Origin of the sequence: Pantoea sp. NPDC088449, assembly GCF_044753225.1 — a bacterium.
Taxonomy (GTDB): domain Bacteria; phylum Pseudomonadota; class Gammaproteobacteria; order Enterobacterales; family Enterobacteriaceae; genus Pantoea; species Pantoea floridensis.
In genome coordinates this window covers 271,768-295,418 of the sequence record NZ_JBIVMT010000004.1, presented here as the reverse complement: position 1 = coordinate 295,418, position 23,651 = coordinate 271,768, and the positions used below count along the sequence as shown (strand labels likewise).

General features: G+C 53.3%; 14 protein-coding genes and 1 tRNA gene. 8 read left to right on the top strand and 7 right to left on the bottom strand.

The features are described from left to right. Positions 1 to 49 precede the first annotated feature (49 nt). The 6 genes from ACIP6T_RS18740 (at position 50) to ACIP6T_RS18715 (ending at position 6,537) form a co-directional block, all read left to right on the top strand. Positions 50 to 1,360 (top strand): MFS transporter, encoded by a 1,311-nt coding sequence (locus tag ACIP6T_RS18740; RefSeq protein ID WP_097096049.1) that lies wholly within the window; start codon positions 50 to 52, stop codon positions 1,358 to 1,360. A gap of 14 nt (positions 1,361 to 1,374) precedes the next feature. Continuing rightward, complete coding sequence (locus ACIP6T_RS18735) at positions 1,375 to 2,463, top strand: tartrate dehydrogenase (RefSeq protein ID WP_400458331.1); 1,089 nt, start codon at positions 1,375 to 1,377, stop codon at positions 2,461 to 2,463. Positions 2,464 to 2,955: 492 nt separating this feature from the next. Then, positions 2,956 to 3,138: a general stress protein gene (locus tag ACIP6T_RS18730; RefSeq protein WP_007893075.1), complete on the top strand. Its 183-nt coding sequence runs from the start codon at positions 2,956 to 2,958 to the stop codon at positions 3,136 to 3,138. Between the two features lie 68 nt (positions 3,139 to 3,206). Then, positions 3,207 to 3,719, top strand: a complete 513-nt coding sequence (locus ACIP6T_RS18725; RefSeq protein WP_097096047.1) for a ferritin-like domain-containing protein — start codon at positions 3,207 to 3,209, stop codon at positions 3,717 to 3,719. A gap of 138 nt (positions 3,720 to 3,857) precedes the next feature. Further along, the gene (locus tag ACIP6T_RS18720) at positions 3,858 to 4,475 is read left to right on the top strand and encodes a glutathione S-transferase family protein (protein WP_400458329.1); all 618 of its coding nucleotides are present in this window, start codon (positions 3,858 to 3,860) and stop codon (positions 4,473 to 4,475) included. Positions 4,476 to 4,485: 10 nt separating this feature from the next. After that, positions 4,486 to 6,537 carry a pyridoxamine 5'-phosphate oxidase family protein gene (locus ACIP6T_RS18715; protein WP_400458327.1) on the top strand — a complete coding sequence of 684 codons (2,052 nt, stop codon included), beginning with the start codon at positions 4,486 to 4,488 and terminating at the stop codon, positions 6,535 to 6,537. A 31-nt stretch (positions 6,538 to 6,568) separates the two neighbouring features. Here the strand turns inward: ACIP6T_RS18715 and ACIP6T_RS18710 are convergent, their stop codons facing one another. Together ACIP6T_RS18710 and ACIP6T_RS18705 are read right to left on the bottom strand one after the other, a co-directional pair. After that, positions 6,569 to 7,195, bottom strand: a complete 627-nt coding sequence (locus tag ACIP6T_RS18710; RefSeq protein WP_097096044.1) for a response regulator transcription factor — start codon at positions 7,193 to 7,195, stop codon at positions 6,569 to 6,571. Between the two features lie 292 nt (positions 7,196 to 7,487). After that, positions 7,488 to 10,199, bottom strand: a complete 2,712-nt coding sequence (locus ACIP6T_RS18705) for an autotransporter outer membrane beta-barrel domain-containing protein (protein ID WP_400458325.1) — start codon at positions 10,197 to 10,199, stop codon at positions 7,488 to 7,490. Positions 10,200 to 10,883: 684 nt separating this feature from the next. Between ACIP6T_RS18705 and ACIP6T_RS18700 the strand changes: the two genes are divergently transcribed. Beyond that, positions 10,884 to 16,319, top strand: coding sequence for an Ig-like domain-containing protein (locus tag ACIP6T_RS18700; RefSeq protein ID WP_400458324.1), 5,436 nt, complete (start codon positions 10,884 to 10,886; stop codon positions 16,317 to 16,319). A 220-nt stretch (positions 16,320 to 16,539) separates the two neighbouring features. Here ACIP6T_RS18700 and ACIP6T_RS18695 read toward each other — a convergent pair. Further along, a tRNA-Phe gene (locus ACIP6T_RS18695) sits at positions 16,540 to 16,615 on the bottom strand. A gap of 195 nt (positions 16,616 to 16,810) precedes the next feature. Here ACIP6T_RS18695 and ACIP6T_RS18690 point away from each other — a divergent pair. Further along, positions 16,811 to 18,133, top strand: coding sequence for a methyl-accepting chemotaxis protein (locus ACIP6T_RS18690; protein WP_400458323.1), 1,323 nt, complete (start codon positions 16,811 to 16,813; stop codon positions 18,131 to 18,133). Positions 18,134 to 18,142: 9 nt separating this feature from the next. Here the strand turns inward: ACIP6T_RS18690 and mrdA are convergent, their stop codons facing one another. The 4 genes from mrdA to deoA form a co-directional block, all read right to left on the bottom strand. Then, on the bottom strand, positions 18,143 to 20,017 hold the full coding sequence (mrdA, locus tag ACIP6T_RS18685) for a penicillin-binding protein 2 (RefSeq protein WP_097096038.1): 1,875 nt from the start codon (positions 20,015 to 20,017) through the stop codon (positions 18,143 to 18,145). A gap of 235 nt (positions 20,018 to 20,252) precedes the next feature. After that, on the bottom strand, positions 20,253 to 20,966 hold the full coding sequence (gene deoD, locus ACIP6T_RS18680) for a purine-nucleoside phosphorylase (protein ID WP_097096037.1): 714 nt from the start codon (positions 20,964 to 20,966) through the stop codon (positions 20,253 to 20,255). A 33-nt stretch (positions 20,967 to 20,999) separates the two neighbouring features. Then, on the bottom strand, positions 21,000 to 22,223 hold the full coding sequence (gene deoB, locus ACIP6T_RS18675) for a phosphopentomutase (RefSeq protein WP_400458322.1): 1,224 nt from the start codon (positions 22,221 to 22,223) through the stop codon (positions 21,000 to 21,002). A 94-nt stretch (positions 22,224 to 22,317) separates the two neighbouring features. Continuing rightward, entirely contained in the window at positions 22,318 to 23,640 is a 1,323-nt protein-coding gene (gene deoA, locus ACIP6T_RS18670; RefSeq protein WP_400458321.1) for a thymidine phosphorylase, read from the bottom strand. Positions 23,641 to 23,651: the final 11 nt, after the last annotated feature.

Sequence of the window (23,651 nt, the reverse complement as noted above, 5' to 3'; positions counted from 1 at the left end):
CGAAGACAAAAAAATAATACTACCCCTACACAATCTGGAGCACGTTAATATGAACTCTCACCTCGAAAAAAGGGTGATGCGTAAAGTGACGTTACGCATTGTGCCCTTCATCATGCTGCTCTACTTCATCGCCTTTCTCGATCGCGTCAATATTGGTTTTGCTGCATTAACCATGAATCAGGATTTAGGTTTCTCGCCCACGGTGTTTGGTTTTGGTGCCGGAATTTTCTTTCTCGGTTATTTCCTGTTTGAAGTACCGTCAAATTTAATTCTGCACAAAGTCGGCGCACGCATCTGGATCGCCCGCGTGATGATCACCTGGGGATTAGTCTCCGGCTGCATGGCCTTCGTGCAGGGCACCACCAGCTTCTATGTGTTGCGCTTCCTGCTCGGCGTAGCGGAAGCCGGATTCTTCCCCGGCATCATTCTCTATCTCAGCTACTGGTTCCCGGCGGCGAAACGCGCGCAGGTCACCGCCATCTTTATGGCTGCCGCACCGCTTTCGACGGCGCTCGGTTCGCCAATTTCTGCTGCGCTGCTTGAGATGCACGGCCTGCTAGGCTACGCCGGCTGGCAATGGATGTTTGTGCTGGAAGCCATCCCGGCGCTGCTGTTCGGCATCGTGGTGCTGTTCTACCTCACCGATCGGCCAGCAAAAGCCAAGTGGCTGAACGATGAGGAGCGCGCCTGGCTGGAAAACACCCTGCGGGCGGAAGAGCAGGCGCGCGCCACCAGGCAGAGCCACAGCAGCGCATGGCGCGGACTGGCCGATAAGCGCGTGTTAGCGCTGGCGCTGGTCTATTTCGGCACCTCGGCGGGCTTGTACACGCTGGGCATCTGGTCACCGCAAATCATCCGTAGCTTTGGCGCATCCTCAATGGAGATCGGTTTCCTCAATGCCTTCCCGGCGGTAATTGGCGTGATCGGCATGATCCTCTGGGCGCGCCATTCGGATCGCACCAAAGAGCGCAGCTGGCACGTGATCGGCGCCTGTTTACTGGCGGCGGCCGGACTGATTTATGCCGGCAACGTCAGCACGCTGTTTACGGTGATTATCGCACTGACGCTGGTCACCGTCGGCATCAGCGCCGCCAAACCGCCGCTGTGGAGCATGCCGACGCTGTTCCTCAGTGGTCCAGCGGCGGCAGCGGGCATCGCCACCATCAACTCGATTGGCAACCTCGGCGGTTTTGTCGGTCCGATGATGATTGGCGTGATTCGCCAGCAAACCGGCAGCTACAGCTGGGGACTCTATTTCGTGGCGGGACTGCTGGCGATCTCCGCCATCGTGGTTCTGCTGCTCTCCACCCGCGGCAATAAGCCGCAAACGGCGGAGCTTCCTCATCCTCATACTCATTAATCTGGAGATACAACATGCGTAACTATTCGATTGCCGCTATTCCCGCAGACGGCATTGGCCCGGAAGTGATCTCTGCCGGTGTGGAAGTCTTGCACGCGCTAACGCACCAGGATCCGCAGCTGAAGTTCAATGTCGAGACCTTTGACTGGGGTTCGGATTACTACAAACAACACGGCGTGATGATGCCGGAAGATGGCCTGCAAACGCTGAAGAAGTTCGATGCGATTTACTTCGGTGCGGTGGGTGCGCCTGACGTGCCGGATCACATCACGCTGTGGGGTTTGCGTCTGCCGATCTGTCAGGGCTTTGATCAGTACGCCAACGTGCGCCCCACCAAAATCCTGCCGGGCGTGACGTCACCGCTGCGCAATCGCGGTCCTGGCGATCTTGATTGGGTCATCGTGCGGGAGAACTCAGAAGGCGAATATTCCGGCAACGGCGGGCGGGCGCACCGTGGTTTGCCGGAGGAAGTCGGTACCGAAGTGGCGATTTTCACCCGCGTCGGCGTAACGCGCATCATGCGTTATGCCTTCAAACTGGCGCAGTCGCGCCCGCGTAAGCTGCTCACCGTGGTGACCAAATCCAACGCCCAGCGTCACGGCATGGTGATGTGGGATGAGATTGCCGCCGAAGTGGCGATCGAGTTTCCGGATGTGCAGTGGGACAAAATGCTGGTTGATGCCATGACGCACCGCATGACGCTGCATCCACAAAGCCTCGACACCATCGTGGCCACCAACCTGCACGCCGATATTCTGTCGGATCTGGCGGGTGCGCTGGCGGGCAGCCTCGGCGTGGCGCCGACCGCCAATATCGATCCCGAGCGTCGCTTCCCGTCGATGTTCGAACCGATTCACGGCTCAGCGTTTGATATCACCGGCAAAGGCATTGCCAACCCGATCGCCACCTTCTGGACCGCAGTACAGATGCTGGAGCATCTCGGCGAGCGCGACGCGGCGGCGCTAATTATGCAAGGTATTGAGTTTGTCTGCGCCAAAGGCATTTTGACCCCGGATGTCGGCGGCACGGCCAACACCGCCGAGGTGACGCGTGCGGTAGTGCAGTTTATTACGTCCAAAGCCAGCGTGGCAGAAGCCCTCTGATTTAACCCAGTGCGGGTTGAATCATCCCACCTTCCATAGCGGCGCAATGAATTGCGCCGCTATGGCTCGTGCATACTGTGATTCGACGTGTGTCGACTGGAGAAAAATGGCGGTGCACAGGTGCTGGTGAAATTAAGTCGCCCGATATAAGTAAATAAATGATTCATAGCCCTTACAAGAAAAGGGCTAATAATCCGATTCACAATCATTTCTCAGCATAACAAAAAAGTAATATTAATGATGATTGATTTCATCAGCTTGGAAATTAAAAATAAATATAAGCGGTACGGATAATTACCTGGCACACAATCAAGCCAGGAAAATTTATTTATTCTTACGCGAAAAATAATTAAGCAAACCCTAAGAAATAATCGAGCCTTTTCAATACCGATAAGATAACTCCTAATTAGTCCGCCTTGTGCGTTAGGCTTTAACGACTAGCCTTAAGGTGTAACTGAAATAATAGTTATCTAACTTTTTGAGGCAATAATCATGACAACACCACGTGGCGGTTCTGGCAATTTTGCCATGGACCCAGAAAGAGCCCGCGAAGCGGGAAAAAAAGGCGGCCAGCTTAGCGGCGGTAATTTCCGTAATAATCCGGAACGCGCTATTGAAGCAGGGAGAAAAGGTGGAAAAAAAAGCCGTCGCGTCGTGGATAAATCGCCTGAGTAACGTCTCTGCGGCTAGCAATTAATAGGTGAAATAGCCGCAGCACCCTATTTTCAATAAGGTAGCATATTATGAGCAATAACAGCGAAACACACTTTCTCGATTGGGTCAGAGATGCCCATGCCATGGAAAAACAAGCGGAAAGTATGCTGGAAAAAATGGCCTCACGCCTTGAGCACTATCCCGATCTCAAATTACGCGTTGAACAGCATATAGATGAAACTCGCCAGCATCAGGTGCTGGTACAAAGCGTAATTGACCGCTACTCCACCTCGCAATCGGTATTAAAAAATATCGCCGGCAAAATATCCGCTTTTGGTCAGGCAATGGGCGGCATGATGGTAGAGGATGAAGTGGTGAAAGGCGCGATCAGCGGAAATGTGTTTGAGCATCTTGAGATTGCCAGTTACACCTCGCTGATAGCCGCAGCCCAGCATCTCAACGATCATGAAAGCGTCGATATCTTTAATCGTATTCGTGAACAGGAAATTGCGATGGCAGAATGGACGCTGAACAATCTGCCGGTGGTGACGGAACAGTATTTGGTTCGCTCTGCCACGCCGGGCGTTGAGGCGAAAAAATAACGCCGAAGCGCACAGCATGACTCTTCCATTTTTCGCAATAATGACTTCGCTAATTCGGCTATTCTGCCGCTAAATCGTCTGTGCGAACCTTATGGCATGGCTCGGGATCGTCCCGAGCATCACCTAAGGAAGCACACGATGAAACTCTATCATTTCCCCCTTTCCGGCCATGCACACCGTGCACGCCTGTTTCTGTCGCTGCTCGGTTTACCGCATGAAATTATCGATGTTGATCTCAAAGCGGGCGAGCACCACACGCCGGAATTTCTCGCCATGAACCCGTTCGGGCAAGTGCCGGTGCTGGAGGATGACGGTACGTTTATTGCCGATTCCAACGCCATTCTGGTCTATCTGGCAAAGAAAACCGGCCGCAGCGAGTGGCTGCCGGAAGATGCACAGGGCGCAGCAGCGGTACAGCGCTGGCTGACCGTCGCAGCGGGCGATATCGCGTTTGGTCCGGCAGCAGCGCGCTTGATTACCGTGTTTGGACGGCCGTTTAATGCGGAAGAGGTCATCGCCCGCGCGCACCTGGTGCTGTCACGCATAGAAAACCACCTCCAGAACCGTGAATGGCTGGTGGGCGATGGCCCAACCATCGCTGACATCGCACAGTACAGCTATATCGTGGGCGCACCAGAAGGCAACGTCGACCTTTCCGGCTACCCGGCGGTGAACGCACTCTTGCGCCGTATCGAAGCGCTGCCGGGCTTTGTGCCCTTCCCGCAAACCGCTGCCGGCCTGCGCGGCGTCGCCTGAGCGTACCATCATGAGTAAGAAACTGCCGGTGTGGCATCAGGGTGAAATAGCCCTTCAACAGCAGGCGGGCGTGGCGGAGCGCATGGCGGACGTGGGTCGGCGCGTGGTGCGCGATCACATGCCCGATCAGCATCGTGACTTCTATGCGCAGCTGCCGTTTATCGTGGCAGGTAGCGTTGATGCGCAGGGCGATGCCTGGGCCACGCTGCTGGAAGGCCAGCCCGGCTTTATCTTCTCACCCAATGCCACCACGCTGGACATCGCAGCGCGCGCGGATAGCAGCGATCCGGCCGCTGCCGGGATGCAGGATGCTGCGCCGATTGGCCTGCTCGGCATCGAGCTGCACACTCGTCGCCGCAATCGCATGAATGGCGTTCTGACGGCAATTGGCGGCGGGTATCGCGTGCAGGTTGATCAAAGCTTTGGCAACTGTCCGCGCTATATCTCGCTACGCGATTTCCGCTTTGCCCGCGATCCGGCCGAGCGCTATGACGCAGCAGCAGAAACCCTGAGCGTGCTGGATGACGCAGCGCGCACCACTATCGGCACAGCGGATGCGTTCTACGTTGCCAGCTATGCCGACCAACCTCATCGGCAGGTTGATGTTTCCCATCGCGGCGGCAAACCTGGCTTTGTACGCATCGGTGATGACGGCCTGCTGACGATTCCCGATTTCAACGGCAATCTGTTCTTCTCTACCCTTGGCAACATCCACCTGAACGGCAAAGCGGGGCTGCTGTTTGTCGACTATGCCAGCGGCGACACGCTGCAGCTGAGCGGTGATGCCGAAGTGATCCTCGACTCGCCAGAGATCGCCGCTTTTCAGGGCGCGGAGCGACTCTGGACGTTTCGCGCGCGCCGCATCGTACGTCGTCGTGCCGCCCTCGCCCTGCGCTGGATGACACCGGCAGAGAGCATAGAAGCGAGCTCGCTGATGACGGGGGATTGGCAAAACGCCGCCGAACGTCTGCGTGCGGCGGAACTGGCTTCGCGCTGGCGGCCGTTTAAAGTGACGAAAATTGTCGAAGAGAGCAGCACTATTCGCTCGTTGCATTTACAGCCGGATGACGGTGCCGGCGTGCTGCCGCATCTGGCCGGCCAACATCTGCCGATTCGTGTGCAGCTGCCAGGTGCAGAGAAACCGCTGATGCGCGCCTATACGCTTTCGGTCGCGCCTGCGGATGGGTTTTATCGTATCAGCGTGAAGCGCGAGGGTGCGGTATCGCGTTATCTTCACGATGGGATTGCGGTTGGCGATACGCTTGAGGCGCGTGCTCCGGCGGGCGATTTCACTATCGATGCTAACGAAACGCGTCCAGCGGTACTGCTTGCCGCCGGCGTGGGCATTACGCCCATGCTGGCGATGCTGCGGCACCTGGTGTTTGAAGGCCAGCGTAAGCAGCGGATGCGGCCAACGGTTCTGTTGCAATCGGCTCGCTCTAAAGCCGAGCGGCCATTCGCGCGTGAGCTTGATCAGCTGCTGGCACAGGCGCAGGGTGCCGTCAAATTGGTGCGTGTGCTAAGCCACACCACGGATGCGGAACAGGGCTTCGATTACGACATCGCTGGACGCATTGATATGGCACTGCTTTCGCAGGTGCTACCGTTCAACGATTACGATTTCTATCTGTGCGGTCCGCCAGCATTCACGCAGGCGCTGTATGACGGACTGCGCGCTTACAATATCGCCGATCATCGCATTCATGCGGAAGCCTTTGGCCCTTCCTCGCTGCAGCGCACCCATGATGTTGCCGGGCAGGATACGCCGCGGTTGCCGGTTGCAACCCAATCGGTGCCGGTGAAATTTATGGATTCATTAAAAGAGGCGCGCTGGACGCCGGATGCGGGTTCACTGCTGGAGCTGGCCGAAGCGCGCGGGCTGAGCCCGGCTTATAGCTGTCGCGCCGGGCATTGCGGCAGCTGCAAAACCAAACTGCTGCAAGGCGCGGTAACCTATCAAACGGCCCCCAGCGCCAGCGTGGCGGACGATGAAGTATTGATTTGTTGCGCGCTACCCGCTCAACAAGAGGGAGAAGAACAGGCGATACACCTGCCGTTGTGAGTATCAGGCTTCACACATTAACGGGCATTAATCAGTCCAGATTATGCCGGCGAGCAAAGTTAGCAAGTTCAACCTGATTACTCATACGTAACTTTTTGAGCAACCGGGTTTTATAAGTGCTGATCGTTTTATCACTCAGCTTCATAATTTTTGATATATCGATGTTTTTCATACCGCTTGCCAGGTATTTCAAAATTTGCAATTCACGCGCAGACAGAAGAGAAACAAAATCGCCTTCTGAATCAGGGATCGACGACGTTTGTTTATTGTTCAATACTGGCATGGGAAAATAGCTGTACCCGGACTGGATCGCTCGAATGGCATCGTGCAGTTCGGAGAGATTATTCTCCTTGCTGATATAACCATTCGCTCCCGCTTTAATGCTAAGGTTAATATAATGCTGCTCTCTTTTCCCTGTCAGCACCAAAATATAACCGGAAAAACCAAGCCGACGTAATCTATTGACCACTTCAATGCCGTTAATTGAGGGGATATCGATATCGACAATAACCAGGTCGGGCTGTAACGTTTTTGCCATGCTAATACCTTCAAAACCATCACCGGTCTCTGAGGCAACAATATACTCTTTACTTTCCAACAAAATACGCAGTGCAAGTCGGGTTACTGGGTGATCATCAATAATTAACACTCTTGACATAGGAAACGTCTCGAAAGGCAACTCATTATTATTGTCAGGGCAACTATGCTACGATCTTTAGCGGCATGACACACGCATAATTGGCTGTAGCATTACGCTCGCATTCAGAAAAGTCCTTCTTATTGCGCCACTTCGCCATATTATGGCTTTGAGCATCAGGAAATTCCCTACAGCTTACTTTTTAATTAACCACCAAAAACATACGTACGTTCTTTTGCACTAAAAAGGCGATGAAAATACTCATCGCCTCTATTTTACTTGCTGACTACTCTTTCAAAAAATTAGCCAATCATTACCAACTCCAGCGTACCCCAACGCTGGCATTCCATGGTGTTTCGGTTTTGGAACCTTTGCTGTAATTCGCTTCGCTATAGAGTTGCACATCCTGAGTGAGCTGCGCGGATGTACCTAATGTAAATTTACCCTGCACGCCCGACATATCATTGTTAAAACCATTATCATTGATATGAACCTTGTTGTTTTTTGCAAACTCCTCAATGAGTGAGGCACGTAACCAAGGTTGAATTGTCATGCCATTTTCTAATTCAATATTCTTTCCAACAACGCCATGCAATGCAGCCTGCTTAGAGGTTGCCATGTCACTATCGGCTTTAAGGCCATTATCTAAACGGTAGCCCGTGCCTTTGATCCATACGCTTGATAACTGCACTGATGGCTCAGCGAACCAGCCGCCATCAAAATCAATACGTTTACCCAATTCAACAGATAACCCGAATGCCGGCGTGCTGTAGCCGCCTTTGGCGAGCTGGCCATCACTCATACGCGCGTTAGTATGGTTGCTGAAGTTGTTTGCTTTGATGACGTTATCGATAAACCAACCATCCTGCAGCAGGAAAGTGGAGTAACCGCCGATAAAGAAACTGTCGATAGTGCCGGAACTGTTGTGCGTAAACGCCAGGTTACTGCGGCTATAACCGCTGAACAGGCCAAGCAGCATTTGCGATTGCCCTACATCGATTGCGCTGTCTACACCAACAGAAATACCTGACTGGTTTTGGCTATACCCTTCGCCGTTGGCGTCATGCATTTTAAATTCGCCGCCCACGCCACGTACCCACGCGCCACCCGTTTGTTTGCCCTGGCGCACATCGCCCAGGCGTGTACGCAAGGTGGTCATTTCGCCATACCATGCGGAAGGCATCGCGTTAAAAATGCCCAGCGCGGTGGCTGTTGAAGGCGTCACAACGGGATCTCCGCCATCATCACCGCCGCCGCCCTCTTTAAATTTCTGGGCTAACACCCAATCGTTATCCTGATGCTTTAACTCGTACTGGTAGGTACCCGCATCCACGACGCCATTTTGCAAAGTAAACTGCTCATCGCCATTGCCAGCCGTTTTTACCACCGCCAGTACATCGTGCGTTTCACCTGGCTCCAGACCGGTATTGTTAATCGAGAGAACGTGATCGCCCGTGGCGTTTCCGCTAACGGTAATCAGGTCACCCGTGAGCTTCTGCAGATCGGTTGTCATCGCAAACTGGCTATTGCCGGAGAGATCGCCTAGCGCGAGCGTTTTGAAGCCATCGTCGCTGTGGGCAAATTCAATCATGCCCGTAGAAGCCAGCGATTTGAGATCGGAGTTTTTGGTCATCAACCAACGGCTGCTGCCGTCGATGGTCATAGCCGAACCGTTGAGTATGGCGCCGGTTAATTGCGACGATTGCGCAAGATCGACATCTACACGATTGTTACTTTCCGCGATGATGTCACCGCTCAGCAGCACATCATTTTCAGCCTTCAGGCTAACCCTGCTCGGTTGCGTACCGCTCTTACTGTCCAGCAAAATACCGTTACCCGCAATCAGCTGCGAACCATTCTTCACGGTTAAATCGAGTGCGGCGCCATCGGCCATCACCGCTGAACCACTTTTACTCACCAACGAGGTGTTATCTAACACAACATTGCTGGTGTTAAACCCCGTATCGCTGGTGACATATAACGCTGGTGCATCTCCAAGCGTTTCCAGCTGGCTATTGCTGATATTAAAATTCCCTGAATGCGCGGCAAGAATATAAGCGTCCTGACCATGCGTGAGAGCCTGAATATGATCAGCATTAATAGTGCCGCCCGCATCAGCAAACAGGGTATGAGCGGCATTGCCGTAAGTGGTGAGTGTGGTATCTGAGAGGGTTACTGAAGAGTTATTGCCCGCCACAGATATTGCCGTGCCGTCATCATCCTGAGAAGTAATGCTACCACCGTTGAAGGTGGCAGTCGCATTATCGCCAACATTAATACCAATGCCGCTATCCGTATTAATGATGGTATTGCTAATAGCAATATCGCCGGACTGCACATAAATGGCCTCGCCCTCTGACGTGTGAATATTACTATTATCAAGGGTCATTATGCCACGGCCATTACTGGCACTGTTAATTTCAATGCCGCGCGTTCTGCCATTGGCAGATATATTTAGCTCGTCTGCATTGACGCTGCCATTACCCAATAGTAAACCGCTATTGGCATTACCACGCATGACGATATCAACATTTTTAAGCGTCGCCTGGGAATCACTTGCGGTATTATCGACAAACAGCTTGAGGCCATTTCCCGCTTGCCCATTGCCAAATATATTGACATCTGTCGCCGTCAGGCTGCCATTTTTTAATGCGATGCCGTTGCCACCCACGCCGTCAGCCGTAATGGCAACACCGTTAAGATTGAGTGTGGCGCCATTGTCGGCATGGATTCCATCACTGTTATCTCCGCCCACGGTGATTGATCCACCGTTGATATTCACCGTGCCATTATCAACATTAATGCCATGCGAATTCGCGCCACGGGTAACCAGCGTCGAACTTTCTAAATTTAACGTACCAAGATCTAATACCTGGGCAGCAGCATAATTATCACCCGAAGTACGAAAATCTAACCCAGCAATAGTTTGTAATACGCTATTATCCCCGGATACATACAATGGATAATCTCCAGGCGTACGTCCTTGATAACTCGATGTGGCGATTAATATTTTACCATCAGTCACTTTCCAGGGAGAATCCGCATAGGATAGCGATGAAATACTCATCGTGGTGATAGCTATTAGACATTGGTGCGATAATAAGGATAACTTTAATTTAGGTAACATATTCTTACTCCTTGAACGTGTTTCTACCGTGAATACATCTGAAATAAAAAGACATAAAATCCTTCATGCAAGATTGATAAACATTCCTTTAAATGTCATTCGGAACGCTATCTTCCTTTTGTAGTCTTTTTCTCTATGGGGTGTAGGAGGAGGAGAGTTTTTGAAGTGATTTATTTTTTAAAATAAGGCGGGTTTTTATTTAAAATAATCCCCATTACGGCGCGGAGAAATATTATAAACGAGTATTATTGCGGGAGAGTTTTTCATCAGCTATTAAAAATTTTTTCACATGCTAATTAACATTATTTAATAGCACTAATGCTGTCGTCCTCTACTCAATGCCCTCGCCCCGCCAGATGCGAGTAAAGTGTGGATTGAGGTGACATGAAATAATAACGAAAAATTTAACTTCTAAAAATCGATTTAACCCATTGTATTCATTGCACTTTAAACCAGACGCAAGAGAAATCATCCTGTCTCACAGCGTATTGAGCCACGTCTCATAAGCGCATTTTTTTGAATCCTTATTATAGCGCCGTTAGTTACGTACTGGATGTAGCTAAGTAATAGAGAGTCAATACCATGGAAGAATCGAAAAAGAGTAATGTGCACCGTTCCAGCCACGAGAACGCCACCGTCTCTGTTTTAACCGATGCGCCTGCAGCTGCCATCAATCATGCAGCAGATTCTGCGGTTGGGCAGATCTCAGCCACCAACGCCGCGCTCGCAGAAGCAAAGCCGGTTCAGGTTTCGTATGTTGCCGATGACGAGCACGCTAAACAGGTCATTGCCGACGGCATAACCTACGACGCCACCCCACGTTTTGTTGGTACGGCTGAACCCTACACGTCCATCATCATTTACGATGGTGAAAATCAAATTGGTGTAACGACATCTGATGAGAACGGAAACTGGACATTCACGCCAGCATCGCCATTAGAGGTCGGGGCACGCAATCTTACTTTCAGCTCAGATAAATCCAGTGATTCCTTTAATTTTGTCTTACTTGCTGAGGGAACGACGGTGATTTCGCTGGATTATCAGATCGATGACAGCGGAGAGCGCAACAACACGATTGTGCCAGGCGATAAAATTCAGGACACCACGCCACGATTTGCTGGAACGGCCGATCCTAATACCACGATCACCGTCTACGACAATGGTGAACCGATCGCGGTAATCACCTCTGAAGATAATGGCAACTGGTCCTTCTTCCCGACGCTGGGAACTGGGGCACACTCGCTGACCTTCGATGCAGGTAATGGTAATACGACTAAACCGTTTAAGTTTGAGATCGTCGGTACGGCGGAACCTGAAGTGCCTGTCATTGTGGAACCGGAAACGCCTATCGTTGTCGATCCAGAAATTCCTGGCATCCGGGAGCCTGGAGCACCCGTTAGAATTTCCTTTGTCGTCGATGATGAACGCAGCAAGCAAATAGTCGAGGGCAGCAAAAGTTACGACTCCACGCCACGTCTGATTGGTGATGCAGCGCCAAATACCTTAGTTACCATTTTTGATGGTGAAAAAGTGGTCGGCAGCACTATGTCAGATGATAAGGGCTTCTGGAGCTTCACGGTCAAGCCTGCACTGGATGCGGGATCTCACCACCTGATCGTCACTACCCCAGGATCGAGCGTTTCGTTTGATTTTGTTGTTCTTCCCGTAGGCACAACCCCTATCACCCTGACGCCGCCAGTCGATGACAGCGGCGAACATAACAGCTATATCGCTCCCGGCGATAAAATCCACGACACTACACCACGCTTTGCTGGACGTGCCGATCCTGGCGCCGTCATTACCGTTTATGATAATGGCAAACCGATTGCTGAAATCACGGCTGAAGCCAACGGAAACTGGTACTTCTTCCCTGAAATGGGCGTTGGTGAACATAACCTGATATTTGATGCGGGTAATGGCAACACCACACAACCTTTTAATTTTGAAATCGTTGGTCCTGAAACCGTAGCAACAACCATTGATTACGGTATTGATGATTCCCGCGGCTATGAAAATTATCTTAACCGTGGCGACACCACTAATGACACCACACCACTTCTGCGCGGTCATGCTGCACCGAATGTAGAGGTCACCATTTTTGACAATGGCAAACCTGTTGGTACCGCAATGGCTAACAGCCGTGGCGAGTGGAAATTTACGGCCGAGCTGTCTGACGGCTCTCACAACATCACCGCAAAAGCCAGTACCGGTAATGAAAGCGATACCTTCAGCTTCACCATAGTGGACCCGCAGGGTGTGCAAATTATTATCGGTAACGCTTACGATGATACGCGTGGCTACGAGCTCGATATTGAGCGCAACGGCATCACGAACGATACCACGCCACGCTTTACCGGCAGCGCCGGTCCGAATGCAAAAATCACCGTATATGACAACGGCCAGCCTATCGGTACCGTTGATGCCAACGACATGGGCTATTGGACCTATACAGCAGATCTGGGCAGCGGCGCGCACAGCATCACCTTTGAGGCAGGCAAAGGCAGCCTGAGCGATGCGTTTAACTTCACGGTAGTCACACCGGAAAGTCAGCCAATCACTGTCGATCACGCCTACGACGATACGCGCGGCTACGAACGTGAATTTGATCGCAACGCCACCACTAATGACACTACACCGCGTTTTACCGGGCGTGCAGGTCCGAATGTAAAAATCACTGTGTATGATAATGGGCATCCGGTTGGTGAAACTGTTGCAGATTCTGCAGGTTACTGGACCTATACGGCGAAGCTGGGCGCTGGCGCGCATAGCATCACCTTTGAAGCAGGAAAAGGCAGCCTGAGCGATGCATTTAGCTTCACTGTGACAGCACCGGAAAGTCAGCCAATCACCATTGAAGCGGTAAATCAGGACATCAATTACGGCTGGGAGCCGGTTGGTGAGAACGGCACCACACGTGACACCACGCCACGCTTTAACGGCAAAGCCAGCCCGAACGTGCAGATCACCGTGTATGACAACGGTCAGCCTATTGGTGTCACCACCTCGAACAGCCGCGGTGAGTGGGTCTTCACGCCGGAACTGGGTGGCGGTGCGCACAGCATCAGCTTTAAGGACGCGCAGGGCAACGAGAGCAAACCGTTCAGCTTCACCGTCGATGCAAACATCACCATTGAAGCGGTAAATCAGGACATCAATTACGGCTGGGAACCGGTTGGTGAGAACGGCACCACACGTGACACCACGCCGCGCTTTAACGGCAAAGCCAGCCCGAACGTGCAGATCACCGTGTATGACAACGGTCAGCCTATCGGTATCACCACCTCGAACAGCCGCGGTGAGTGGGTCTTCACGCCGGAACTGGGTGGCGGTGCGCACAGCATCAGCTTTAAGGACGCGCAGGGTAACGAGAGCAAACCGTTCAGCTTCACCGTCGATGCAAACATCACCATTGAAGCGGTAAATCAGGACATCAATTACTTCTGGGAACCGATTGGTGAGAACGGCACCACACGCGACACCACGCCGCGCTTTAACGGCAAGGCCAGCCCGAACGTACAGATCACCGTGTATGACAACGGTCAGCCTATTGGTGTCACCACCTCGAACAGCCGCGGTGAGTGGGTCTTCACGCCGGAACTGGGTGGCGGTGCGCACAGCATCAGCTTTAAGGACGCACAGGGTAACGAGAGCAAACCGTTCAGCTTCGCGATTACAACACCAGAAAGCCAGCCAGCCACTATCGATCGCGCATTTGATGATAGCGGATGGTCCGATCGTGAAGTCGGCGACAATGACTCGGTCAAAGACACATCGCCACGTTTTAACGGCACGGCGGCACCGAATACGCTGATCACTATTTACGATAACGGTGTTGAGATCGGCTCTGTCGTCTCGAGCTGGGGCGGACGCTGGAACTTCGAGCAGGAACTCGGCGGCGGTAAGCACATCATTACGGTGCAAGCCGCAGGTGGCAGCATGAGCGATCCCTTTACTCTGTATATCAACGCACCGGTTGTGGAGCCAGAAGTACCGGTTGAACCAGAAGTGCCAGCAATCCCCGTCACTATCGATCGCGCATTTGATAATAGCGGATCATATGATCGTGAGGTCGGCGACAATGACTCGGTCAATGACACATCGCCACGCTTTAACGGCACGGCGGCACCAAATACGTTGATCACTATTTACGACAACGGCGTTGAGATTGGCTCTGTCGTATCGAGCTGGGGCGGACGCTGGAACTTCGAGCAGGAGTTGGGCGGTGGTGAGCACACCATTACAGTGAGAACCGCTGACGGCAGCGAAAGTGATCCGTTTACGCTGTATATCAATGCACCGATTGTGGTTGATCCAGTGGAGCCAGAAGTTCCGGTTGAGCCAGAAGTGCCAGTTGAACCGGAAGTGCCAGTTGAGCCGGAAGTGCCAGTTGAACCGGAAGTGCCAGTTGAGCCAGAAGTGCCAGTTGAGCCAGAAGTGCCGGTTGAGCCAGAAGTGCCGGTTGAGCCAGAAGTGCCGGTTGAGCCAGAAGTACCGGTTGAACCAGAAGTGCCGGTTGAGCCAGAAGTGCCGGTTGAGCCAGAAGTGCCAGTTGAGCCAGAAGTGCCGGTTGAGCCAGAAGTTCCGGTTGAACCAGAAGTGCCGGTGACGATCAAGTATGCGGCAGACGATCGTGGCCTCATTTTCCGGGCAGGCGGGCAAAACTATGACACGACACCATGGTTATTTGGCAATGCGGCGCCGGGGGCATTGGTCGCTATTTATGATAATGGTAGATTGATTGGTAATACGACAGCTGAGGTGGATGGACGCTGGTCCTTTACTGCGCCTGAACTTCAGCAGGGCCCGCACAGTATTACCGCTCAGGTAGGGGAAGGTAATGTATCTGATGCATTTACTTTTGACATTGTGACGCCTGAAACCAAAAAAATTACGGTTACTCATATTTGGGATGACACCAACGGCTACGATCAGCTTGTTGAGAAGGGATCAGAAACGGCAGATAGCAAACCGCGCCTTAGTGGTACCGCTGGCGAGAACGTAACGATCACCGTTTATGACAATGGCGTTGCAATTGGCACCACGATCTCTCGCGATGATGGTTACTGGTCCTTTGAGCATGAGTTAATTAACGGTACTCACAACTTCACCTTCGAAGCGGGTGAAGGCAGTCAGAGTGATCCAGTCCAGTTGGTCATTAATACTCCCGATGCCAGCGATCCTATATTGCCGGGAGTGATTTACGCCGTTGAAAGTGCGCACGATAGCGTTCTGGTAGCAGGCCGTATTCCCGCCAATGGCGAGAGTGATGACAATAAGCCTCGCTTTAGTGGACACGTATCGCGTTTGGCAGTGGTTTGTATCTTCGATAATGGCGTTAAGATCGGTGAAACACGTGCTGATGGCTCCGGCTTCTGGACATTCAAGCCTGAAACCGATTTATCTATTGGTGTGCATAACATCACTGTAGGACCGGATGCAGAACGTCAAGGCCCAGCCTTTACCTTCACCGTGGTTACCCCTGATCCAGAAAACCCATTACCGAAAGGCACAACTTATGAAGTAACCGCTGCCTACGATAGCGTGCTTGAATCCGGCCGCATTCCTGAAAATGGCGAAAGTGATGACAATACGCCTCGCTTTACCGGAAAGGCTGATGGATATGCTGTAGTGAAGATCTTCGATAATGGCATTCTGATTGGCGAAACGCGCGCTGAGGGTAATGGCTTCTGGACGTTCAAACCAGAAACACCATTATCACTGGGTGAACACAACATCACCGCAGGTTCGAATCCCGATTACCACGGTAAGGCATTTACCTTCACCGTGGTTCCTGTCGAAGCGGATCGTATTTCAGTGCTGGAAGATATCTCAGCTGCCGATCTTCTCAGCTCCCCGGAGCAAGCGCTGTTTAGTGAAGAAGTTGAAGCACAGCAGCCAGCTGCAAAACCCCTGTCTATCGCGCAAGCCGATATGACCGTAGAAACGCAGTCTGGTGTAGTGAACAACAGTGCGTTGCCGCTGATTGAACCTGAAGAGCAAAACTACACAGCAATGTGATGTTTTACTTCATTAACATGTAAGTAAAAACGGATGGTTCGCCATCCGTTTTTTTATGTCTGAAAAGCCGAATGTTACGGATGAGCACCAATGAAAAAAGGGTATCAGCGTTAACTGATACCCTTTTTCTGAAGGCTTTGATGTTCAACTAGAATCGTTGCTGTAAACACCACCTTCTTAAGCCACCCGTCATAATATCTAACCAGTGTGCTTCGATGTATGGTGCCCGGACGCGGAATCGAACCACGGACACGGGGATTTTCAATCCCCTGCTCTACCGACTGAGCTATCCGGGCAACGGGGCGCATTAAACCCTACTCGCGGCGCACCGTCAAACGCTTTTCGGCAAAAATCCGCTGACTGATGCCTTTTAAAGCAACCGCCAGACCAACCGGTAAAAATACCTCCTCACCTACTAATATTAGCGGTGGATTTTTGAGCATTTGTGCCGATAACCGTGCTGACAACTCATACCAATAATAAGGTCCACCATGTTCAGCACCATTACATCAGGAATCCTGTCACGCCTTGCGTGGCAGAAACGCGACCATAGCGTAGCAACGCTCAATTCGTTGCAGGATGCTATCGCCATGGTCGAATTCACCCCCGAAGGGAAGATTCTCACCGCCAACGATCTGTTTCTTGAGCGCATGGGGTATACGCTCAACGAGATCGTCGGCCAGCATCACAGCCTGTTCTGCACCGCCGATCAGATCACCTCTCCGCACTATCGCGACTTCTGGCGGCGCCTGAACCGTGGCGAAGGTTTTAGCGACAAATTCCTGCGCGTGGCGAAACACAGCCGTCCCATCTGGCTGGAAGCCAACTATGTGCCGGTGCAGGATCGCAGCGGCCGGGTGATTAAAATCGTCAAGCTGGCAAGCGATATCACCGCGCGCATTATGGATGCGCAGGAGCAGCGCGCGATGACCACTGCCATAGAGCGCTCCATGGCAGTGATTGCCTTCAACTTGCAGGGCGAAGTGTTGATGACCAACGACAACTTCCTGAAAACCATGGGATACAGCGCGGCGGAGGTGGTTGGCGTGCATCACCGCCAGTTCTGTCCGCCAGAGATGCGTAACAGCGACGAATATCGCCGCTTCTGGCACAAGCTCAATCAGGGCGAATTTATCTCCGGTCAGTTTCAGCGCGTGAACAAACGCGGCCAAACGGTGTGGCTGCGCGCCACCTACAACCCGGTGTTCAATGAAGCGGGTGAGCTGTACAAAGTGGTGAAGTTCGCCACCGATGTCACCGCTCAGGTGGAGAAGAATCAGCAAGAGCGCGAGGCCGCGCAGCAAGCGTACCAAACCGCGCTGCAAACCAGCGAAAGCACGCGACTGGGCGCAACGGTAATTGAAAACAGCGTGCAGACCATGAACGATTTAGCGGGCGAGCTGCATGGTATTTCCGGCGATATCAATAATCTGAGCGAATCCTCCGATCGCATTGGTGCCATTGTTGAGAGCATTCGCCGCATCGCCGATCAAACCAACCTGCTGGCGCTCAATGCCGCCGTTGAGGCGGCGCGCGCCGGCCAACACGGCCGCAGTTTTGCCGTGGTCGCTAATGAGGTGCGTACGCTGGCGGCCAATATCAACCGCGCCACCACCGAGATTGAGAATAGGGTGCAGCAGAACCACACATTGGCGGAGAAAGCGCTGAAAGGTATCGCATCAAACCTGAAGCGCGCCGACCAGGGCGTGGTGCTAGCGCAAGAAGCCGGCGGCATGATGGCCGATATTCGCGGCAGTTCCAGCGAAGTGGTACGCGCCATCGGCCACGTTACGGATGCATTGAAAGAGGGCTAAGTCACTTATCTACTGCGCCGCTGTTGCTAACGGCGGCGCTGCAGCTGGCGGCACAAAGATATGGTCGAGGATGTTGCGCATCAGCGGCGCCGCCGTCACGCCTTCATTACCGCCGTTCTCCAGAATCAACGCCACCGCCACTTTCGGATCGTTAAACGGCGCAAAGGCGGTGTAGAAGATGTGATCGCGCAGACGCATCGGCGTCATTTTGGCGTTATAGATCTGATTCTGCTTCAGACTGAAAACTTGTGAGGTACCCGATTTGGCCGCAATGCCGTAAGGCGCGGTATGGAAATATTTGTAGCCCGTGCCGTTCGGCGCGTTCGCCATGCCGAACATGGCGTGACGCACCAGCGACCAGTACGGCGATTTGGCATCGCCAATCTGCGCCTGCGGCAGTTTTGGCTGATAGAGCTGCACCACCGTGCCGCGCTGCGATTTCTCCAGCAGATGCGGAGTGATGACGCGGCCGTTATTGATCAGCGCCACCATCGCTTTCACCATCTGAATCGGCGTCGCAACCCAGTAACCTTGCCCAATGCCCACCGACACCGTATCACCTTGATACCATACGTGTTTATGCACCTTCTGCTTCCATTCGCGGCTTGGCAGTAACCCAGCATACTCTTCATTGAGATCGATGCCGGTCGATTTGCCATAGCCAAACTGGCTTAGCATGGTGTGGATGCGATCGATGCCCATCATAAAAGCAACCTGATAGAAGAAGGTATCCGCCGACTCCTCAATAGCACGCGTCACATCCAGCATGCCGTGGCCCGATTTTTTCCAGTCGCGATATTTACGATCGGTGCCCGGCAGCGTCCAGGTGGGTGCGCCGAAGAAGGTGGTACTTGGGGTGATCACTTTATTGAGCAGCGCCGACATCGCCATATAGGGTTTGACCGTGGAAGCCGGCGGATACAAGCCTTGCGTGACGCGGTTGATCAGCGGCAGGTCTTTATCCTGCAACAGCGTTTTATACGCTTTATAGCTGATGCCTTTGACGAACGGGTTAGGATCGTAACTCGGCGCGGAAACCATCGCCAGCACGCTGCCGTCGTGCGGATCTTCAATCAGCGCCGCCGCGCGTTGCCCTGCCAACTGACTCTCCACGTACTGCTGCAGGTGCAGATCGAGCGTCAGCGTGATGTTCTGGCCCGCAACCGGCGGCACCTCCTTCAGCACGCGCACGATACGCCCGTGGTTATCCACTTCCACTTCCTGATAGCCGGTTTTGCCGTGCAGCAGCGCTTCGTAATAGCCTTCAATGCCCTGCTTACCAATGTTGTGGTCGGCGGCATAATTCTCGCCCAGGCCTTGCGCGTTCAGGCGTTTGTAGTCGTTGTCATTGATTTTAGAGACGTAACCGAGCACGTGCGCCAGGTCCGCGCCGTAAGGGTATTCGCGATCCTGGTAGGTATCGACGGTGACGCCAGTAAAGCGGAACTGATTGACGGCAAAGCGCGCCACTTCCTCATCCGTTAGCTCAGCTTTCAGTTCGACCGGCTTATAGCGGCTGCTCTGTTTGAGATCGTGCTCGAAGGTTTCGATCTCTTCTGGCGTCAGATCAACAATCGGCGTCAACGCCTTCAGCGTCTCCTGCATATTGTCGATTTTGTACGGCGTGATGTGAATGTCATACCAGCTAACGTTACGCACCAGCGGAATACCATTGCGATCGAAAATCAGACCACGAGTCGGCGCGATAGGGATCATTTTGATGTCGTTTTCGTTGGATCGCGTCTGGTAATAGCTGTGCTCATCAACCTGCAGGCGATACAGGTTAACGCCTAAAATGGTAAAGCAGATGACAACCAGGGCAAAAGCGACAATCGCACGGCGGGCAAACAGCTTTTCTTCTGCTTCGAAATTACGGAAATTCATCAGGTGGGCTTAATCTCTTTGTTATCACGCTAATGATAAGCAGAGATCGTTTCAGAGCCAGCACGAAGATGCACAAGCCTGGGTAAAAGTGTGTCAGATGTTTACGGTGGGAAGCCAGGTCGCCATGAATGGCGACCCTACGTTCGTTGTAGGAGCGGCATTTATGCCGAGCCTACGTTCGTTGTAGGGGCGGCATTTATGCCGCCCTGGCTCATATGCGCAGCAAGGGTAGAAATTAATCCCCCAGCAGCACCGACTCCAGCGCGATCTTAATCATATCGTTGAAGGTGGTCTGGCGTTCAGCCGCGGTGGTCTGCTCGTGGGTGCGGATATGATCCGACACGGTGCAGATAGTCAGCGCTTTCGCACCAAACTCTGCTGCCACGCCGTAAATACCCGCCGCTTCCATTTCCACGCCCAGGATACCGTACTTCTCCATCACGTCGAACATCTGCGGATCTGGCGTGTAGAACAGATCGGCGGAGAAGATGTTACCCACGCGCGCCTCAACGCCCAGCGCTTTCGCTGCGTCAACCGCGTTACGCACCATCTCGAAATCAGCAATGGCGGCGAAATCGTGATCCTTGAAACGCATACGGTTCACTTTGGAATCGGTGCAGGCACCCATACCAATCACCACGTCACGCAGTTTTACGTCAGCGCGCACGGCGCCGCATGAACCCACGCGGATGATCTTCTTCACGCCGAAATCAGTGATCAGCTCTTTGGTGTAGATCGAGCAAGATGGGATACCCATGCCGTGACCCATCACAGAAATCTTGCGGCCTTTATAGGTGCCGGTGAAACCGAGCATGCCGCGCACGTTGTTCACTTCCACCACATCTTCGAGGAAGGTTTCAGCAATGTGCTTAGCGCGCAGCGGATCGCCAGGCATCAGTACGACGTCCGCGAAATCACCCATTTCTGCATTAATATGAGGCGTTGCCATGTTTATTTTCCTTATAAAAATTGGTGCGCTGTTTTACAGCATGCTCTTGCCGTAGTCCATGCTGGACAGGCCAAAATATTTTGCGACGGTCTGGCCGATATCGGCAAAGGTATCGCGGTATCCCAGCGATCCAGGCTTCACATGCGGACCGTAGATCAGAATTGGAATGTGCTCACGCGTGTGTTCGGTGCCTTCCCAGCTTGGATCGCAGCCGTGATCGGCGGTGAGGATCAAAATGTCACCCTCTTTCACCAATTCCATCAGCTCGGGCAAGCGACGATCGAACAGCTCCAGCCCGCCCGCATAACCGGCGATATCGCGACGATGTCCCCACGTTGAGTCAAAATCAACGAAGTTGGTGAACACAATCGAGGTATCTGGCGCTTTCTTCATCTGCTCAATGGTGGCGTCGAACAGTGCATCTAAGCCGGTGGCTTTCACCTTCTGCGTGATGCCCTGCTCGGCGTAGATATCGGCGATTTTACCCACCGAAATCACTTCGCCCCCTTTCTCGTCGACCAGTTTTTTCAGCATGGTCGCCGACGGCGGTTCAACGGCCAGATCGTGACGGTTGCCGGTACGCTCGAAGTAGCCGGCTTTGTCGCCAACAAACGGACGCGCAATCACGCGGCCAATGTTGTAGCCACCGTTCGTCAGCTCTTCACGGGCGATTTCGCACAGCTCATACAGGCGATCAAGGCCAAAGGTCTCTTCGTGGCAGGCAATCTGGAACACTGAATCCGCCGAAGTATAGAAAATCGGCTTACCGGATTTCATATGCTCTTCGCCGAGCTGGTCGAGAATGACCGTTCCTGAAGAGTGGCAGTTGCCAAGATAGCCCGGCAGATCGGCACGCTTCACCAGAATATCCAGCAATTCCTGCGGGAAGCTGTTCTCTTTGTCGCTGAAATAGCCCCAATCAAACAGCACCGGCACGCCGGCGATTTCCCAGTGACCCGACGGCGTATCTTTACCTGACGAGAGTTCGCTGGCGTACGCGTACGCACCGATGATTTCCGCGTTGGGATCGAGGCCTGGCGGGAAACGACCGGTGGAAAGCTCAGCGGCTTTGCCGAGTCCTAATTTAGTCAGGTTAGGTAAGTGCAGCGGGCCTTCGCGACCTTCATTGGCGCGGCCTTCGAAACACGCTTCGGCGATATGACCGAGGGTGTCCGATCCTTCATCACCGAATTTATCGGCGTCTTTGCTAGAACCGATCCCGAAGGAGTCGAGAACCATAATAAAAGCACGTTTCATGCAAGTCTCCTGCGCAATGCGCGATGACAAGTCAAAAAAAAGCGATCAGATCAGTATACCCGAACGGCCGCTGCCTGGCACGCGGAAGCGTGCGTTATTCGCTCACGCGACGATAAACGACCGGTGTAATTTCGGGGGCCGCGTCGCTCAGCGTAATCGCGGCTTTCACCGCGGCGGCGGCCTGCTGCCACTGCGCTTCAGAGCTGGCATGAATAATCGCCAGCGGACGCTGCGCGTCTACCGGGGTGCCGAGCGTGGTCATATCGCTTAAGCCCACGCTGTAATCAATGCTGTCGCTGGCGCGCTGGCGACCACCGCCGAGTGACACCACCGCCATGCCGAGCGCACGCGTATCCATGGCGCTGACAATACCGGCGCTGTCGGCATACACCGCTTTGCTTAAGGTAGGTGCAGGTAAATAGTTGTCCATCCGCTCGATGAAATCTACCGGGCCCTTTTGCGCCGCTACCATGCGGGCGAACACTTCAGCGGCTTTGCCGTTATCCAGCACCTGCTGCAGTTTTTTGCGCGCATCGGCGTCGTTTTCCGCCAGTTTGCCGGAGATCAGCATTTCTGAGCACAGCGCCATCGTCACTTCCAGCAAACGTGGATTGCGCGCAACGCCGGTCAGGAATTGCACCGCTTCACGCACTTCCAGCGCGTTGCCGGCGGTAGACGCCAGCACCTGATTCATGTCGGTAAGCAGCGCGGTAGTTTTACATCCTGCACCGTTCGCCACGCCGACAATCGCCTGCGCCAGATTTTCTGACGCTTCGAAGGTCGGCATAAAGGCACCGGAGCCCACTTTGACGTCCATCACCAGCGCATCCAATCCTTCCGCCAGTTTTTTGGCGAGGATCGAGGCGGTGATCAGCGGAATCGAATCAACGGTGGCGGTGATATCGCGCGTGGCGTAGAAACGCTTGTCGGCCGGTGCCAGCGAGTTGGTCTGGCCGATAATGGCGATACCCACGTCTTTAATAATCTCGCGGAAACGATCGTCGCTGGGGAAGATATCGAAGCCGGGAATCGCTTCCAGTTTATCCAGCGTGCCGCCGGTGTGACCCAGGCCACGACCGGAGATCATCGGCACGTAGCCGCCGCACGCCGCCACCATCGGACCGAGCATCAGCGAAGTCACATCGCCCACGCCGCCGGTGGAGTGTTTATCCACAATTGGGCCGTTGAGGTTGAGCGATTTCCAGTTCAGCACCGTGCCGGAATCGCGCATCGCCATGGTTAGCGCTACGCGCTCTTCCAGCGTCATGTCATGGAAGTAAATGGTCATCGCCAGCGCGGCGATTTGACCTTCCGAGACGCTGTTGTCGCGCACGCCGTTAATAAAGAAGCGAATCTCTGCTTCACTCAGCGCCTGGCCGTCGCGTTTTTTACGAATAATTTCTTGTGGCAGGAACACAGTTGCCTCCC